Here is a 14,963-nt window from a genome sequence, read left to right as displayed (position 1 = left end):
AGTCGATTTCCATTGAGGACCAAAGCCGAACGTTCTCACAGTCGTAAGTATGACGGCAGCGGTATGAACTCGCCATCGTTAAATGATCGTATCTCTACATCAAGGTGATATCCGAGTCGAAAGCGAGCCAGGTGAAGGAACGACCTTCATTGTCATGTTGCCCATCATGACGCCATCAGTTTAGTCAGATTCATGAGGCCATCGATCGGATCATTTGAACGTTATCGCTGTATCTCTATGCTGCGGCTCACATACAAAGCTTCCTTGTATGTGACGCCGCAGCATTTTTTTTGCCTGTTCATATTCAGTTCAAATGTTGTCAGGACACGGAATAACACTCGTGGCGTTTTTTTGCAGTTTTTCTTTTACGGCCCAAACCTCTCATCAATATTAGAATACAGTATACTAAACTCTTAAAGAGAATGGGGATGGCAGTATGGACAATCGGGCAAGACTACGAGCATTGGGGTATACGAACAGTTCTCTTGCCGAGGCATTACTCTCATTTAAAAAGGAGTTTAATATTAAGGGGAATTCAACACAGGTGATCAGGAGGCTAAAGGAACTGACGGACAATTCTCCTGCGATAGAAATGCTGGCTAGAGTTATTTACAGCGAATCAAGAACAGAGCCGTATCAAGGACAAGTTGCCGTTGGAGCTGTTGTGCTCAATCGCCTCCATTCTCATGATTTCCCAAACACTTTAAGAGAGGTAATTACACAACCCTTAGCTTTTACAGTCATAGCAACGGGTACATTTTGGCTTCGGCCAAATGAGAGAGTATATGAGGCGGTAAGAGAGGTTTTAAGGGGCAAAGATCCAACAGGAGGATGTTTATACTTTTTTAATCCGGAAAAGTCAACTTCCCCCTGGATTCGAAAGCTAAAACCTAAAATGAAGATTGGTCGGCATTGGTTTGCTAAAGAACTGGTTTGATTTTATCTTTATTGGTTGATATCGCGTATTTCCTGTAATTCTTATCGTTTTTCGCAATCAGAATGCTTTGGGATTTAATTGTTTTGTCACTGACTTTCCAAGTATGGCCTCTTTTACTATTGCGGCGCACTGTCACATAATCTAAATAATCCGTGGAGTAAATCTTATAACCTGTTCCACGGCATCTTTCCATGAAGTTGACGCATTCCCCTGGCGATGTTTTGTTAAAGGGTATTTTCTTAACGAGAGACCTTTTCATCATAAGTGTAGAACCAGCCACAAATTTGACGAAACGATTTTGCAGCTTGGGATAACGTAGAACCAGCTGATTATGACCTTCCAGAAAGATGAGGCAAGCCCGCTTTCCCACAATATCCGCGCCGTTACGGACCAAAGATTCCAGCTGGTTTTTTAAGTAAAGCGGCCCGTAATAATCATCATCGTCGAATTTTGAGATAATGCCGTATTTTGCTTGATCGGCCGCATAATTTAGACAATGACCAAGGGGCATTTTACTTGGGAGCTGGTATATTTTGATACGTTTGTCCCTAGCTTTCCTACGGTATTCCTTCAAGTTCATATTGTCGTGATTCAAGATAACGATAAGCTCTTTATGTTTGAATTGCTGCCTAGAAAAATTACGGATCAATTGTTTGAAAAATTGAGGTCGATTTGTACTTGTGATTACACTTACTCCATACCATTTCTCTTTGCTGATCTCACCTTTAGTATTCGTAATTCTCCCTTTATTCCTCATATTTCCTCAGCTCACTCACGCTTAGGAATCGAAATCCTTTTTGTCTCAATCCTTTAATAATGGAGGGAAGGGCATCAAGGCTTTGATGCCAGGTATCACACGCATGAAGCAATATGATATCACCTGATTTAGCCTTCTTCAAAACCCTTGAAACGATTTGGGATGGATTTCTAATTTTCCAATCCAGCGAGTCTGTTCCCCAATGGATAATTTGCTGATTCATGTTAAGCAGTTTCTTTATAACTCGGAGATTCATATCGCCACTTGGCGTGCGTATGATCATTGGTTTTATCCCGCAAGCGGATTGAATTGCCCGCTGTGCGCGTGTTACATCTCGCTCAATCCAAGCATTCGAACGCTCTGAGTAATTATCGTGAAGGTACCCATGAGAGGCTATCTCATAACCCATATTTGTGATTTTTCTAGCAATGTCCGGGTTGGATCTTGCCCATGTTCCTGTAACAAAAAAAGTAGTACTTGTGATTCCTTCGGTTTTCAACAGTTTAAGCACGGACAGCGGAACCTTGCGTCCATTCGCAATGTTAAATGTCAGAGCGAGGACCGCTTGTTTAGTTGGGACCCTGCTAACTACTCGATTATAGATCGTCATGATAATATACCCTCATCCTTTAATACGGATAGTAGCTGAGCTGCACGATTCTTATAGTTTTCTGCCGAAATGGTTCCTCTTCCGTTTCTTCGAATTCTTTCTCTCTCCTGATCATGATTCAGATAATATCTCACGAGAGACAACGTTTCTTGTCCCGACGATGAAATGGCAGCATCATAATTAGAGCGGAGCAAACGTTGTACAGCGGGAGTATTACATGTAAGGAGAAATCCTCCCGATCCCAAAATTTCATACGTTCGTTGCGTCAGCATATGTTTATAGTTTTGCAATCCAATGATGATTTTGGCTGAACTATACACTTGATTTGCATTTTTATAAGGAATTTTCCCGCGCAGGCTATCTTTTGGCAATGTTTTTCCGAGATAGGCACCCATTTTACCCCAATCCTTGCCATAGAAATCGACCTTATAGCCGCTAGAAATGAGTGGTTTGATAAGAATATCGATGGCTCTATGCCGGTATAAGCGCGGGTATCTGCGAAGAACATCTGGATAAGCATTGGCTACGACCGCGATATCAGCCCGATAGGCCGGTTTTATTTTGGTTCTAAAATGAATGTTAGGATGATATGCAAAATCCAGATAGGCGGAAGGATAACCCAAGCTGCGAAACATCTTTGCCGTCTGCTTCGAAATGGTAAAAATATAATCTGGCTGCATTCTTTTGATAAGAGGTAGGGTAAATTCGTTCGTGAAATTCGGATCTTCTGTTGACCAATAGACGAGAGGGATCTTATATTTTGCAGCTATCTTTCTCATCAAGCGCTGTTTATAAACCGTATGATCAGGACCCCAACCTACGCTAATTAATAGATCGGGCCGAAAGGAATGCATCTGTTTGACAAGTGCAGTCTCTGTAACCGGTCCTGAAATATGCACGGTATGCCCTAAGTCTCTGAGTCCATCTGGAAGACCATAGGACCAGAGCTTTCCCCGCTCCAAGAATAGAATCTTCATAGTCCTCCTGATGATACCTTGATTAGCCGTCCAATCATTCAAGCTTTTAGTACATAGGATACTTCAGTACAAAGAATGGAGGGAACGGATTGAACAACAATCAGGCCGTGTATAGAGTGAATTTAAAAAACAATAAAAAATGGATTGCTTTAACTTTTGACATTGGAAATGGAAGTAAAGTTCCCTTACCTGTAATCAAAATCTTAAAGAAAGAACAGGTAGATAAGGCAACCTTTTTTTTATCAGGAACATGGGCACGCCATTATCCCGAAATCGCAAGGCAAGTGAAATATTCGGGATACGAGGTTGGATCGCACGGGTATTTACATGAGAATTATACGGAACAGACAAATAAGTGGATCAAGAAGCAATCGATAAAGGCTGAACATGCATTAATTTCGACACTCGGAGTGCATCCTCGCTTGATTCGAACACCGAATGGGGATTGGAATCAGCGAGTGGTAAAGACGTTGAAATCCAGAGGTTATACAACCATTCAATGGAGCATCGATTCGCTAGACTGGATGAAACCTGGAGTGAAGAAAATTATTAACAATGCTACAGCAAGGACAAAGCCAGGCGACATCATATTATTGCACGCAAGTGACACGGCTTCCCAGACTCCGAAGGCACTTTCCACTATCATTCGTATACTGCGGGCAAAGGGTTATGAATTTGTAACCGTCAGTGAACTGCTCAAGGCCGGATCACCTGGGGTCTGTTGATGATACATCGTATTCATTTTGCTTGTTCCTGAAGCAAGTCCGCCTAAAAAATCAATTCCCTCCGAATTCCATATCGCCATGGAACATCTGTTATATAAAAGCATAGCTTATGAAAAGGCTGAGATCATCTTCGATTTGTAATGGTAAAGGAAGGAGGGGGCCTGAATTTGAATATATTATTTTTAGAGAGTCATCCGATGTGGATCTATGGTCTGCCGAATGGCTTTCGTGATTTAGGGCATAACGTGAAGATCTCCGGTCCAATCAACCGACGTAAACTGACCGGGATCATTAAAGACTTTAAACCTCAACTGATATTTACGATGAGCTGGGGAGAGGAGAATACAGCGAAATGGAAGCAGAAGTGTATTAAAGAGTGTGTTCTGAAGGCTAAGGTGCCCCATGTGTACTGGGCAACGGAGGACCCGACGCATACAGATACATTTACGCTTCCCTATGTCCGTTATGTTTCGCCGGACTTTATTTTTACTATCTGTGCAAAACGAGTTAAGGAATACAGGTCTTTAGGATTTAAATCAGACCATTGTGATTTCGGATATCATCGTTCTGTTCACCGGAAGGTAAAACCAAATCCTTCTTATAATCACACGATAGCGGTTATAGCGAACGGTTACCCCGTTAAGCTAAAAAAATACTCAAAACATTATCGCCATTCGTCGATCAAGACGCTAATCAGCCCCTTGCTCAAGGCAGGCAGGAGAATCGACTTTTATGGAACGAACTGGGACAAAATGAAACCATTCCTCGGAACACGTATCCCAAAAGAATGGATTCATGGATATTTGGATTACCGAAACGCGAATAAGGTTTATAGCACGAGTAAAATCATACTGGGTCTTCAAAATCACCCGACACAGCTGACGCAGCGCACATACGAAGTACTCGGCTCGGGAGGATTTCTAATCACCTCCGATACACCCGAAATACGAAAGCATTTTAAACCAGGGGTTCATCTCGTTACCTCTAAATCTCCAGCAGACACGATTAGGTTGGTTGAACATTATCTAAATAATCCTCGTCAGCGTGAGCAAATTGCTCTTGCCGGACAGAAAGCAGCGGCCAAACACAGCTATAAACACAGGGCCGCTTATATGCTGCAAGTGCTGAAGAAGAATAAAATCATTTAATAACAGAAACAAGGGAAAACTTAAACGTTTTCCCTTGTTTTCGAACCTAGTAAACGATCGATGAACCGCATCAGTATCGTATTATTATTCCGAGCAGCGCCTTTAAACAGGATTACACTTCCTAGGCCAATCTCACGCTGAACTTTTCTTCTTAATTCTGCCATAGAGGCAACTTGGACAACATGCTTCTTCATTCCATTCTTTTTAGCTCCTATTGCAATGTGTTTCCCTTTCGTTCCAAACGTATATAAAGCATGAAGATCCGAACGCGCCAGATCCTTTCCTGCTTGGTAGTGAATATTTTTCGTCCATTTTCCCGTATCCGTTATACCTCCAATAACTGCGACTCTACGTTTTCCTTTACTTAGGTACCGAAGGACGTCGAGTGCCGCATTAAGCTCAGGCTTTGTATTATACGCATCGTTAATCAGGATGGCTCCGTTATTCAAATGGTTTAACTCCATGCGAGCATAGGGTCTCTCGTAATGAAGCAACCCGTGTTTTATATCCGAAACAGGAATGCCTAATTGATCGCATACTGCTATAGCAAACAATGAATTCTGGACATTATAGATTCCGATGCTTGGAATATCAAAATGTTCATTAGCGCCGCGCAGCATGACGGAAAAGGACATCCCCTGAGTTGAATAACGAATATTTCCAGCACGGTAATCTGCCGTTTGTTTAATGCCTATTGTCACAATCCGTCCTTTAAAGGAATCGTGGAATGTGAGTTTTTTGGAGTTAGGATCATCCGCATTTGTGACAAGAAGTCCATTAGGCTTCATCCCGCTGATAATTTCTGATTTCGATGCCGCGATTCCATTGATTCCATGTTTGAAATTCCCAATGTGCGCTTTGCCGATGTTTGTGATTAATCCGATGTCGGGTTGAATCAATTGGCAGTGCTTTGTTATCTCTCCGGCATGCTTCATGCCGAACTCGAGAACAGCGTACTCGTGAGAAGGTTTTATCTGCTTTGCGTATTGAGAGGTGAACCAACAATCGTTTCCATTCTTATACGATTTAAATACACGATGCCTCTGCTGCAATATAGAAGCAATCATTTCTTTGGTTGTCGTTTTACCGGAGCTGCCCGTTATACCAATGACAACGCATTTATTAGACCTCATTGAAGTTAAGCTTTCCTCCTTTTCCTTACTGAGCGAATCTGACTTATCCTGCTATCGTATGTCCGAGAATCATCATTTGATCCATCTGAAGAATGACATTACAGTCATTTCATGCATAATCTGTCGAGAAGAACTCACAAAAGGGGACAGGAAAGGTGCGCATTTTATTTTTAGAAAGTCATCCCATGTGGATATATGGACTGCCCAATGGGTTTCGGGATTTGGGGCATCGCGTAGAGTGTGTTAGTCCTAGAAAACGTGAAGCAGCAGAGGAACTCATTCGTAAGTTTCGTCCGCAAATCATTATGGTTATTGGTTGGACACCAGATAACTCAACTCAAGAAAAACAGCTCCAAATCCGCAAATTAATCAGGAATACAGGTATCCCTGTGATCTATTGGGCCACGGAAGATCCAGGATATACATTTGATTTTTCGCTGCCATTAATTCGCCGTGTAAAACCTAACTTTATTTTTACGATTTGCAGACCGAGAATCAACTTGTATAAACGCTTGGGATATCGAAGCGCAAAATTGGATTTTGGATATCATCCTTCTGTCCATGCGAAGGGAAAACCTGTGAATAAATATCGTTCAGAGATCGCCCTCATCGCGAATGCTTATCCGAAACTATATCGGGAACAACCAGATCATTTGCGTTTTCAGTGGATGAAGGATTGCATAAATACGGTATTGGAAAACAAGTGGGATTTGAACATTTACGGTCGACATTGGAATCAGATGAAAGGAATCTTCAGCCGCCCAATTCCTAAGTCAGCTATTCACGGATATTTACCGTATGAGGAAGCACATAAAGTGTACAATTCAACAGATATCATGATTGGTCTTCAAAATAAGAGGAATCAACTCACTCAGAGAACTTATGAGATACTTGGCTCAGGCGGATTTATGCTAACTAGTGATACACCTGCTATAAAGCGTTATTTTACTCCAGGGAAAGACCTGGTTACTGCAGGGAGTAAAGAAGAGATGCAGAGAGTGATTAAATATTATTTGAATCACCCGGCTGAGAGAAAGGCCATTCAACTCCAGGGACAGACTACAATCAGAAAGCATATGTATAAGTTTAGAGCCAAGGAGATTTTGCAAGTCCTTAAACGTGAAGGCATTATAACAGCGGATGTCTAAAAGAAGAAGCCTCGTCCCTGGCTTTACTTCGGGAGAGTGAGATATATGACAATTAAAACCAAGCCAAAATTATATATCAAAAATAGCAGTGAAAAGATAATAAAGGAAGGTTATAAATATCTATCAACACCTTATCGTTTGGGAGCAAAACCTTTTCAGACAAATGAATTTGATTGTAGTTCATTTATTCAATTTCTGTATGGTCAACTTCGCATTCTTCTTCCGCGCACATCTCGCGAGCAAAGTTTGCTAGGTGAAAAAATAGAAAAAAAACAACTCAAACGTGGCGATTTATTGTTTTTTACTAATCGTAAGCGTTACAGGAAGAAAGGGATTAATAGAGTAGCTCATATTGCCATCTTTCTGGGGGATAACAAAATGCTTCATTCTTGCAGGTATAAGGGAGTTACAGTTTCTGAATTTACTGAGATTATTAATGAAACTAAACAAAGACGCTGGATAGATTACTATCTTTTCGCGAAGAGATTACCGGATTATTATGAGTATATCATGGGGGATAACAATAATGAGGGATTAGCACGCTCCCAATCTTATAGGTAGCTTGGCATAAGCCAGAACCGCCCCCGGTCTGGCTTTTTGACCCCTTTTTTTTAAAAATGTATTTAGTAGAGGAACGGTATATATGCAGTCCGTTATATTTTTTAATTGTACGTTGCAGTGTATGATATTTGTATGCCATAATCTTTGAGTTAATTAGATCATGTCGTTGAAATGAAGGTTGGCTAAGACATATCCGGCAAATCGTAAACGGTTACAAGGCTGCAAGGGAGGCAGGTATGAAACCATTATTCAAGATCATGATTGTGGATGACGAAATGCTTGTCAGGCAGGGGATTAAACACCTGCTCAATTGGGAACAGGAAGGATACCAAATCGTCGGTGAGGCTTCTAACGGTCTGGAAGCACTGAATTTGATGGATGAGGTGAATCCCCACGTCATTCTTACAGATATCGTAATGCCTGTCATGGGCGGGGAGAAACTGGTCAAGATTGTTAAGGAGAAGCATCCTCACATCGAAGTCATCGTGCTCAGTAGTTTCAGTGAATACGATTACGTCCGGTCTACTTTCCAGAGCGGTGTAGCGGACTATATCCTGAAGCCAAAGCTGGAAGCTGATTATCTATTATCCATCCTAAATAAAACTACGGCCAAAATGGTCGCCATGAAGCCGATGGATGATCCAAGCGCGGGTCGTGAGGAAGGGCAGATCCTGCAAGCCATCGAGAAACTTATGACCGGGTATGAGCCTGCGCTGGATCCCGTGTTGCTGGATTCGATATTCCCTTATGGACAGTATTTGTTTTTTGGAGCGGATATGAAGCACATGAAAGATTCCGGTGACAAATGGAGTTTCGGAAACGAAATGGAACGAGGGCTTCAGCAGCTTGCTTTGTCCGAGATCGTGTATATACGGTTGAAGTTTATTAACGATACGGCACTTTTTCTGCTCAATGTGAATCCTGAGCGGTGGGACGAGCTTGTTATTGAACTCCGGCATCTGATCTCCAAACTGGTACAGGATATGAGTGAGACGCATTTTGTTATCAGCCAGTGCTTCGCCGATTTTAAAAGTCTCGGTGAGGTCTACCATGACAATTATCTGAAACTCATGCGATACGGCTTCTTCCTTAAGGACCGGACGCTGATTGAATACGAACATTTGCCGGGCCTTCCGGATTCGCATCTCGAATATGACATGGGCGAGCTCATGGAACTGTTGAAACGTAGGCAGTACCGGAAGGCCTTCACCGGCTTTTTGGAATACGCCGGCCTGCGCTCGATGGATTATCGCACCGATATTTTCGAATTCAAATCGTCGTTGGGGAATTTCATATTTAACGTGGCGACCACGCTTGGAAAAATGAAGGTTGAGACCGGAAGCCTGGAGAATGCCAAATACGATTATTTCCGAAAAATAGACGAAGCCAGGTATGCCAGCGAAGCTATCGCTGTTGTCGAAGCGTTCATCCGCGAAGCGGAACGTGCGATAGGCGAGACGAATACATCCGTTAATCCCAATATGGACCGGCTGCTTGAATATATTCAGGACCATTATGCCGACCCCATCACACTCACCGGAGTGGCCAGGCAGTTCCACTTCAATGCATCTTATCTGTCAAGTTATTTTGCTGTGTATAATGGAGAAGGTTTCAGTGAATACCTCAACAAAATCCGCTTGGAAAAAGCCATGGAGCTGCTTCTGACAACGGAACATACGATTTCCGAAATCAGCGCCAGCGTGGGATACTCGGATCAGAGCTACTTCACCAAGGTGTTCAAGAAGCAGACAGGCATCTCTCCGAGCCAGTTTCGGAGGCAAGACGCACGGGAGATACGGGAATCATGATCGGACAAGCCATAAACAAGCTGCGAAAACAGGGGTTATTCCTTAAGCTGTTTCTCGTGACCCTCATCAGCATCGTGACCGTATCACTTCTGACGCTGTCCATTACCATCAGCATGTCGGAAAAGTTATTTCTGCAGACATTCAGCATCACGAACGGCAAGTTGTTAAACCAGATGAAGTCAAACCTGGAGTCCTATAATAACGCCATAGCAACCGGTGCCACCATGATCGCCCAGAATGCGGCGATCCGCAGTTATTTATCGGGCGGAGAGACGGAGGCCGTGGCGCTTGCGATGAAAACGTACCAGATGACAGAGGGCATGAAGTCGGTCCAGTCTAACTTTAGTGCTTACGATGTTGGCATCATGATCGTTGGAGCGAATGGGAGAAGTTATTCCACAGATCCTTGGTATTGGTCTATCTCGGCCAAGGAACTGAAGGATCACCCGATTACAAAAGCGACTATGGCTCACCCTGCGCAAATCTTATACCAGCTTTATCGCAACGAGGGTCATAGCGCAGACGCAAAGGAGCCCATGCTCGTCGCTTCCAAAGCTCTCTTTGATCAGTCGACCGGGAGAATGTATGGCACGTTATACGTGGCCATTCGCGACCGGAATTTTAAACCCTTCTATGCCAATTTTACAAGCGAAGGCAATGACGTCGTGCTGTTGAACGAGGAAGGGGTTATTGTATCCAGCAACAGGACCGAGTTGATCGGGATGGCGGATAAGGGGCTGCTTCAAGAAGTCGTAACGGATCAGGGCGAGGGAGAGGACGATGCATCTGCCTATGTGATGGGGAACGAACGAATTGTGTTCTCGGAATACTTGCCGGAATTCGAGTTTTATTTGGTCAATATGATCGACAAGAAAGCCGTGACCGGACAGATGGTGAACGCTAAAGCAGTCACCTTGACAATCATGTCCATCGTTGCGATATCACTTGTCATTGTTTTTCTGATCACCCGGCGAATGACGCAGTCGCTCCGTGTGCTCGTCAAACAGATGTCGAATATTCCGACAAGCGGATTCGATCATCATGTAGATGTTGCCAATAGCAGTTATGAAGTTAAGGAATTAGGGAATGCGTATAATTATATGCTTGATGAGCTGCACGATTATGTGGATCGATTGATGGAAACCCAGAAGCAGCAGCGAAATGCGGAGCTGGCCGCGCTCCAAATGCAAATCAATCCACATTTTTTATACAATACGCTGGCTTCGATCAAATTTCTGGTGCAGCAGGGCAACAAGGAAAAAGCCGCGGGTACGATCAACGCGCTTATATCGCTCCTGCAAAATACAGTCAGCGATATTCATTCCACCATACCTGTGCGGCAGGAGCTGGAGACACTGAAGCATTATGTGTATATTAATCACGTGCGTTACGGTGAGAAAATCCGCGTTCATTACTTTGTGGAGCCGGATAGCCTGGATTATCATATGCCCAAACTCATTCTTAAGCCTTTTATTGAGAATGCATTCTTTCACGCATTCAACATCAAGGGAGAGGGAACAATTCTGATCATGATTGCGGTTCAGGAAGACCAGCTTGTATGTGAAGTTGTAGATGACGGGGACGGAATGAATCTGGAGCAGAACCCGGCGGAGGAAGAATCGTTGCCTGCACCGATGAGCAAACGCCAATTGTTCTCCGGCATTGGGATACGCAATGTGGATGACCGAATTAAGTTGATGTACGGCGAGAAATACGGGATCCACATTACAAGCAAACGCAGTGAAGGAACAAAAATCATCATTACGCTACCATTGACCAAAAGCTAAAGATATTACAAGAACCTAAAGATTGTACCAGAGCCGGTATGAAGGCGAAAAACAGGATCCAATAATAGCACCAAAGCTAACAAAGATAGTGCCAATGAAAACGAATACAAAATGATAAGATGGATGCGTAGCAGAGAAAACGCTTCCATCTTTTATTATTTTCAGACTTAAAAGGGGGTTACACATTGAAAAAATTAATGAGCTTACTGCTGGCCGGGGTTCTCCTCTTGTCGGCATGTTCCTCGGGCGGCGGTACGGAAGGCGGGTCGGGCAGTAACGGCAGCTCTAGCGGTGGAGGCAGTGCCGCTCCAAAAGAAATTACGGTATGGGCTTGGGACCCGGCATTTAACATTGCCGCCATGAATGTAGCTAAAGAAGCCTATGCCCAAGTGAATCCGGACGTCACGATTCATGTGGTAGAGAATGCGCAGGCCGATATCGTTCAAAAGCTGAACACCGGGTTGAACTCCGGTTCCACAAAAGGTTTGCCTAACATCGTGCTCATTGAGGATTACCGTGCGCAGAGCTTCTTGCAAGCGTATCCGGATTCCTTCTACGAATTGACGGACATCGTGAAAGTGGATGACTTTGCGGACTATAAGATTGGCCCGACCAGCGTAGATGGCAAGCAGTACGGCGTTCCGTTTGATTCCGGCGTGACGGGAATGTACGTGCGAACGGATTATCTCGAGCAAGCAGGCTACAGTCTGGATGACCTGCAGGACATCGACTGGAAGCAGTACATCGAGATTGGCAAAGCCGTCAAAGAGAAAACCGGCAAAAACATGATTACGCTCGATCCTAACGATTTGGGACTTATCCGCATGATGATCCAATCAGCGGGGGCGTGGTATACGGCAGAAGATGGCCAGACTCCGACGATTGCAGACAATGCTCCATTGAAGGAAGCCTTTGAATTGTACAAAGAAATGATGGATTCCGGCATCGTGAAGGTGAACTCGGACTGGAGCCAATTTGTCGGAGCATTCAACAGCGGTGAAGTGGCTACCGTGCCGACTGGTAACTGGATTACACCTTCGATCAAAGCCGAAGCTTCCCAATCCGGTAAATGGGCGGTAGCTCCGCTTCCTAAGCTTGCGGCAACAGAGGGGTCCGTCCATGCATCCAACCTTGGCGGCAGCTCCTGGTATGTCATGAATGTAGAGGGTAAAGAAGCAGCTGCGGATTTCCTCGCGAAGACATTTGCTTCCGATGCTGAGCTGTATCAGACGTTGAACACAAAAGTTGGGGTCATCGGCACCCTGAAAGCCGCCGCAAGCGGAGAAGCTTACGCGGCAGCGGATGAATATTTCCAAGGCCAAAAAGTCGTATCAGACTTTGCCGCTTGGACCGAACAAATTCCTAACGTTAACTACGGCATGAATACGTACGCCATCGAGGACATTATGGTCGTTGCCATGCAGGCGTATCTCGGCGGTAAAGTCGTGGAAACTGTTCTGAAAGATGCGCAGGCGCAGGCCGATACGCAAATTCGTTAAACACACTCAGGCAGTACACAAATGCCCTTGCTCCTTCTTCTCCTGAAAAGTGGACATCTGCTGAAGGAAGGGAGCGAGGGTTTTATTATTTCTATCCATAAGACATGGATCAACAGAAGGGTGTGGAGTGGTGTGAATACAGAAAAAGCCAGGCTAAGCCCGCAAATTCATAAGGGCCTGAACAGTCAAAGGCGGATACGTTTGACAGGCTGGTTCTTTGTTCTTGTGCCGGTTGTCATGATTAGTATTTTTTATTTCTATCCGATGGTTCAAGCGTTAATCCTATCCTTCAAATCAGGCAGGGGCAGCAATCTGCAGTTTGTCGGTATAGACAACTATATTCGTCTGTTCAGCGATACCACCTTCCTTACGGCCGTCAAGAACACATTTATTTACTTACTCATTCAGGTTCCGGTCATGCTGGTGCTGGCGCTCTTTATCGCTGTGCTGCTCAATGACGATAGACTGAAGTTTAAAGGTTTTTTCAGAACGGCTATTTTCCTGCCGACGGTAACCTCGCTTGTAGCGTACTCCGTCGTCTTTAAGTACATGTTCGGAGCCGACGGCATCGTCAATAAATTTCTGGTGAATCTTCATCTGATCCAGGAACCGATTCAATGGATTACCGACCCTTTCTGGGCGAAAGTTACGATTATCATCGCGATTACCTGGCGTTTTACAGGCTATAATATGATTTTCTATCTATCATCACTTCAAAATATCGATAAATCCGTGTATGAAGCTGCACGCATCGATGGTGCAAATGCCTTCACGCAGTTTTTCAAAATTACGATTCCGCTATTGAAGCCGATCATTTTGTTTACGTCCATAACATCGACCATTGGAACGCTCCAGTTGTTTGACGAGGTGGTTAACATCACCAAAGGCGGCCCCGGAAACGCAACCATGTCGATATCGCAATATATTTACAATCTTTCCTTCGAATACACGCCTGACTTTGGATACGCAGCTACCGTTTCCTACTCGATCGTACTCATGGTGGTCATATTGACGATGATCCAGAACAAAGTTGGAGGTGACAAGAGATCATGAAAACCAAACGCGTGTTTACTTACCTGTTTCTGATTATCGCTGCCCTGATCTCCATCTTTCCGTTTATCTGGATGGTTGTCAGTGCCACCAATCCGTCCGTGGACGTAACGAAAGGGACGCTGCTGCCGGGTTCGCACCTGGTCAAGAATATCAACAATCTGTTCAGTTCCGTGGACATGTGGCAAGCTCTCTGGAATTCCGCAAAAATCTCGGTGGTGACTACCGTGCTTTCACTGCTGGTTGCCTCAGCCGCTGGTTATGGCTTTGAGATGTACCGCAGCCGCGGCAAAGATATCGTATTTAATATCCTGCTAGCCTCGATGATGATTCCGTTCGCGGCGATTATGGTGCCCTTATTTCAGATGTTTGCCAAAGTATCAGGGGTTGTACCCTTTCTAGGCATTGATACGGCAGGGGCTGTCATTCTGCCGACATTCACGACGGCGTTCTTAATCTTCTTCTTCCGTCAAAGCACCAAAATGTTTCCCAAGGATATGATGGAAGCCGGTCGCATCGATGGTCTGTCGGAGCTGGGCCTATTCTTCCGCATCTATATGCCGACGATGAAATCGACCTATGCAGCCGCAGCGATTATTACTTTCTTGAACAGCTGGAACAACTATCTGTGGCCGCTGATCGTGCTGCAGTCGCCGGAGAATATGACCGTGCCGCTGCTGATATCGAACCTGGGATCAGGCTATGCTCCAGACTACGGTTTGATCATGTCCGCCATCGTCATTACGACGCTGCCGACGGCGCTTGTGTTCTTTATGATGCAGAAGCAATTTGTTGCTGGGATGACAGGTTCCGTGAAATAAAG

The 14,963-nt window shown here is 44.4% G+C and carries 14 protein-coding genes and 1 pseudogene; 11 read left to right on the top strand and 4 right to left on the bottom strand.

Going from position 1 to position 14,963, the window contains the following annotated elements; translation table 11 throughout:
- Positions 1-21: 21 nt before the first annotated feature.
- Together BJP58_RS12110 and BJP58_RS12105 are read left to right on the top strand one after the other, a co-directional pair.
- Positions 22-184, top strand: a pseudogene (locus BJP58_RS12110) (ATP-binding protein); the annotation flags it as partial.
- Positions 185-436: 252 nt separating this feature from the next.
- The gene (locus tag BJP58_RS12105; RefSeq protein ID WP_194544126.1) at positions 437-937 is read left to right on the top strand and encodes a cell wall hydrolase; all 501 of its coding nucleotides are present in this window, start codon (positions 437-439) and stop codon (positions 935-937) included.
- Here the strand turns inward: BJP58_RS12105 and BJP58_RS12100 are convergent.
- The 3 genes from BJP58_RS12100 to BJP58_RS12090 are packed head-to-tail and all read right to left on the bottom strand — an operon-like array spanning position 921 to position 3,281.
- Positions 921-1,694 (bottom strand): glycosyltransferase family 2 protein, encoded by a 774-nt coding sequence (locus BJP58_RS12100; protein WP_194544125.1) that lies wholly within the window; start codon positions 1,692-1,694, stop codon positions 921-923. The two genes, BJP58_RS12105 and BJP58_RS12100, sit on opposite strands and share 17 nt — an antisense overlap.
- Positions 1,684-2,304, bottom strand: coding sequence for a polysaccharide deacetylase family protein (locus BJP58_RS12095; protein ID WP_194544124.1), 621 nt, complete (start codon positions 2,302-2,304; stop codon positions 1,684-1,686). The genes BJP58_RS12100 and BJP58_RS12095 overlap by 11 nt, the downstream gene beginning before the upstream one ends.
- A complete protein-coding gene (locus BJP58_RS12090; RefSeq protein WP_194544123.1) occupies positions 2,301-3,281 on the bottom strand; it encodes a CgeB family protein in 981 nt (326 codons plus the stop codon). The genes BJP58_RS12095 and BJP58_RS12090 overlap by 4 nt, the downstream gene beginning before the upstream one ends.
- An 89-nt stretch (positions 3,282-3,370) precedes the next feature.
- Here BJP58_RS12090 and BJP58_RS12085 point away from each other — a divergent pair, with 89 nt between their 5' ends.
- Both BJP58_RS12085 and BJP58_RS12080 read left to right on the top strand, forming a co-directional pair.
- Positions 3,371-4,006, top strand: a complete 636-nt coding sequence (locus tag BJP58_RS12085; RefSeq protein WP_194544122.1) for a polysaccharide deacetylase family protein — start codon at positions 3,371-3,373, stop codon at positions 4,004-4,006.
- A gap of 167 nt (positions 4,007-4,173) precedes the next feature.
- Positions 4,174-5,154 carry a CgeB family protein gene (locus BJP58_RS12080; protein ID WP_194544121.1) on the top strand — a complete coding sequence of 327 codons (981 nt, stop codon included), beginning with the start codon at positions 4,174-4,176 and terminating at the stop codon, positions 5,152-5,154.
- A 20-nt stretch (positions 5,155-5,174) separates the two neighbouring features.
- Here the strand turns inward: BJP58_RS12080 and BJP58_RS12075 are convergent, their stop codons facing one another.
- Complete coding sequence (locus tag BJP58_RS12075) at positions 5,175-6,287, bottom strand: UDP-N-acetylmuramoyl-tripeptide--D-alanyl-D-alanine ligase (RefSeq protein WP_194544120.1); 1,113 nt, start codon at positions 6,285-6,287, stop codon at positions 5,175-5,177.
- 155 nt (positions 6,288-6,442) lie between these two features.
- Between BJP58_RS12075 and BJP58_RS12070 the strand changes: the two genes are divergently transcribed.
- The 7 genes from BJP58_RS12070 to BJP58_RS12040 all read left to right on the top strand — a co-directional run bounded on the left by BJP58_RS12070 (position 6,443) and on the right by BJP58_RS12040 (position 14,961).
- Positions 6,443-7,435: a CgeB family protein gene (locus BJP58_RS12070; RefSeq protein WP_194544119.1), complete on the top strand. Its 993-nt coding sequence runs from the start codon at positions 6,443-6,445 to the stop codon at positions 7,433-7,435.
- A 45-nt stretch (positions 7,436-7,480) separates the two neighbouring features.
- Entirely contained in the window at positions 7,481-7,996 is a 516-nt protein-coding gene (locus BJP58_RS12065; RefSeq protein WP_194544118.1) for a C40 family peptidase, read from the top strand.
- A 236-nt stretch (positions 7,997-8,232) separates the two neighbouring features.
- Positions 8,233-9,804 (top strand): response regulator, encoded by a 1,572-nt coding sequence (locus tag BJP58_RS12060; protein ID WP_194544117.1) that lies wholly within the window; start codon positions 8,233-8,235, stop codon positions 9,802-9,804.
- Complete coding sequence (locus BJP58_RS12055) at positions 9,801-11,591, top strand: sensor histidine kinase (protein WP_233355054.1); 1,791 nt, start codon at positions 9,801-9,803, stop codon at positions 11,589-11,591. The genes BJP58_RS12060 and BJP58_RS12055 overlap by 4 nt, the downstream gene beginning before the upstream one ends.
- Before the next feature lie 185 nt (positions 11,592-11,776).
- Positions 11,777-13,090: an ABC transporter substrate-binding protein gene (locus BJP58_RS12050; RefSeq protein ID WP_194544116.1), complete on the top strand. Its 1,314-nt coding sequence runs from the start codon at positions 11,777-11,779 to the stop codon at positions 13,088-13,090.
- Positions 13,091-13,327: 237 nt separating this feature from the next.
- Entirely contained in the window at positions 13,328-14,143 is an 816-nt protein-coding gene (locus BJP58_RS12045; protein WP_233355134.1) for a carbohydrate ABC transporter permease, read from the top strand.
- Positions 14,140-14,961: a carbohydrate ABC transporter permease gene (locus BJP58_RS12040; RefSeq protein ID WP_194544115.1), complete on the top strand. Its 822-nt coding sequence runs from the start codon at positions 14,140-14,142 to the stop codon at positions 14,959-14,961. The genes BJP58_RS12045 and BJP58_RS12040 overlap by 4 nt, the downstream gene beginning before the upstream one ends.
- Positions 14,962-14,963 lie beyond the last annotated feature (2 nt).

Origin of the sequence: Paenibacillus sp. JZ16, assembly GCF_015326965.1 — a bacterium.
Taxonomy (GTDB): Bacteria; Bacillota; Bacilli; order Paenibacillales; family Paenibacillaceae; genus Paenibacillus_AQ.
The sequence above is the reverse complement of the archived record's forward strand: the minus strand, read 5'-3'. Positions and strand labels throughout refer to the sequence as shown.

What these genes read in the sequence shown, in the direction of transcription:
- BJP58_RS12105 (WP_194544126.1), top strand. Translation starts at nt 437, where the DNA reads ATGGACAATCGGGCAAGACTACGAGCATTGGGGTATACGAACAGTTCT.
- BJP58_RS12100 (WP_194544125.1), bottom strand. Translation starts at nt 1,694, where the DNA reads ATGAGGAATAAAGGGAGAATTACGAATACTAAAGGTGAGATCAGCAAA.
- BJP58_RS12095 (WP_194544124.1), bottom strand. Translation starts at nt 2,304, where the DNA reads ATGACGATCTATAATCGAGTAGTTAGCAGGGTCCCAACTAAACAAGCG.
- BJP58_RS12090 (WP_194544123.1), bottom strand. Translation starts at nt 3,281, where the DNA reads ATGAAGATTCTATTCTTGGAGCGGGGAAAGCTCTGGTCCTATGGTCTT.
- BJP58_RS12075 (WP_194544120.1), bottom strand. Translation starts at nt 6,287, where the DNA reads ATGAGGTCTAATAAATGCGTTGTCATTGGTATAACGGGCAGCTCCGGT.
- BJP58_RS12065 (WP_194544118.1), top strand. Translation starts at nt 7,481, where the DNA reads ATGACAATTAAAACCAAGCCAAAATTATATATCAAAAATAGCAGTGAA.
- BJP58_RS12060 (WP_194544117.1), top strand. Translation starts at nt 8,233, where the DNA reads ATGAAACCATTATTCAAGATCATGATTGTGGATGACGAAATGCTTGTC.
- BJP58_RS12055 (WP_233355054.1), top strand. Translation starts at nt 9,801, where the DNA reads ATGATCGGACAAGCCATAAACAAGCTGCGAAAACAGGGGTTATTCCTT.
- BJP58_RS12045 (WP_233355134.1), top strand. Translation starts at nt 13,328, where the DNA reads ATGATTAGTATTTTTTATTTCTATCCGATGGTTCAAGCGTTAATCCTA.
- BJP58_RS12040 (WP_194544115.1), top strand. Translation starts at nt 14,140, where the DNA reads ATGAAAACCAAACGCGTGTTTACTTACCTGTTTCTGATTATCGCTGCC.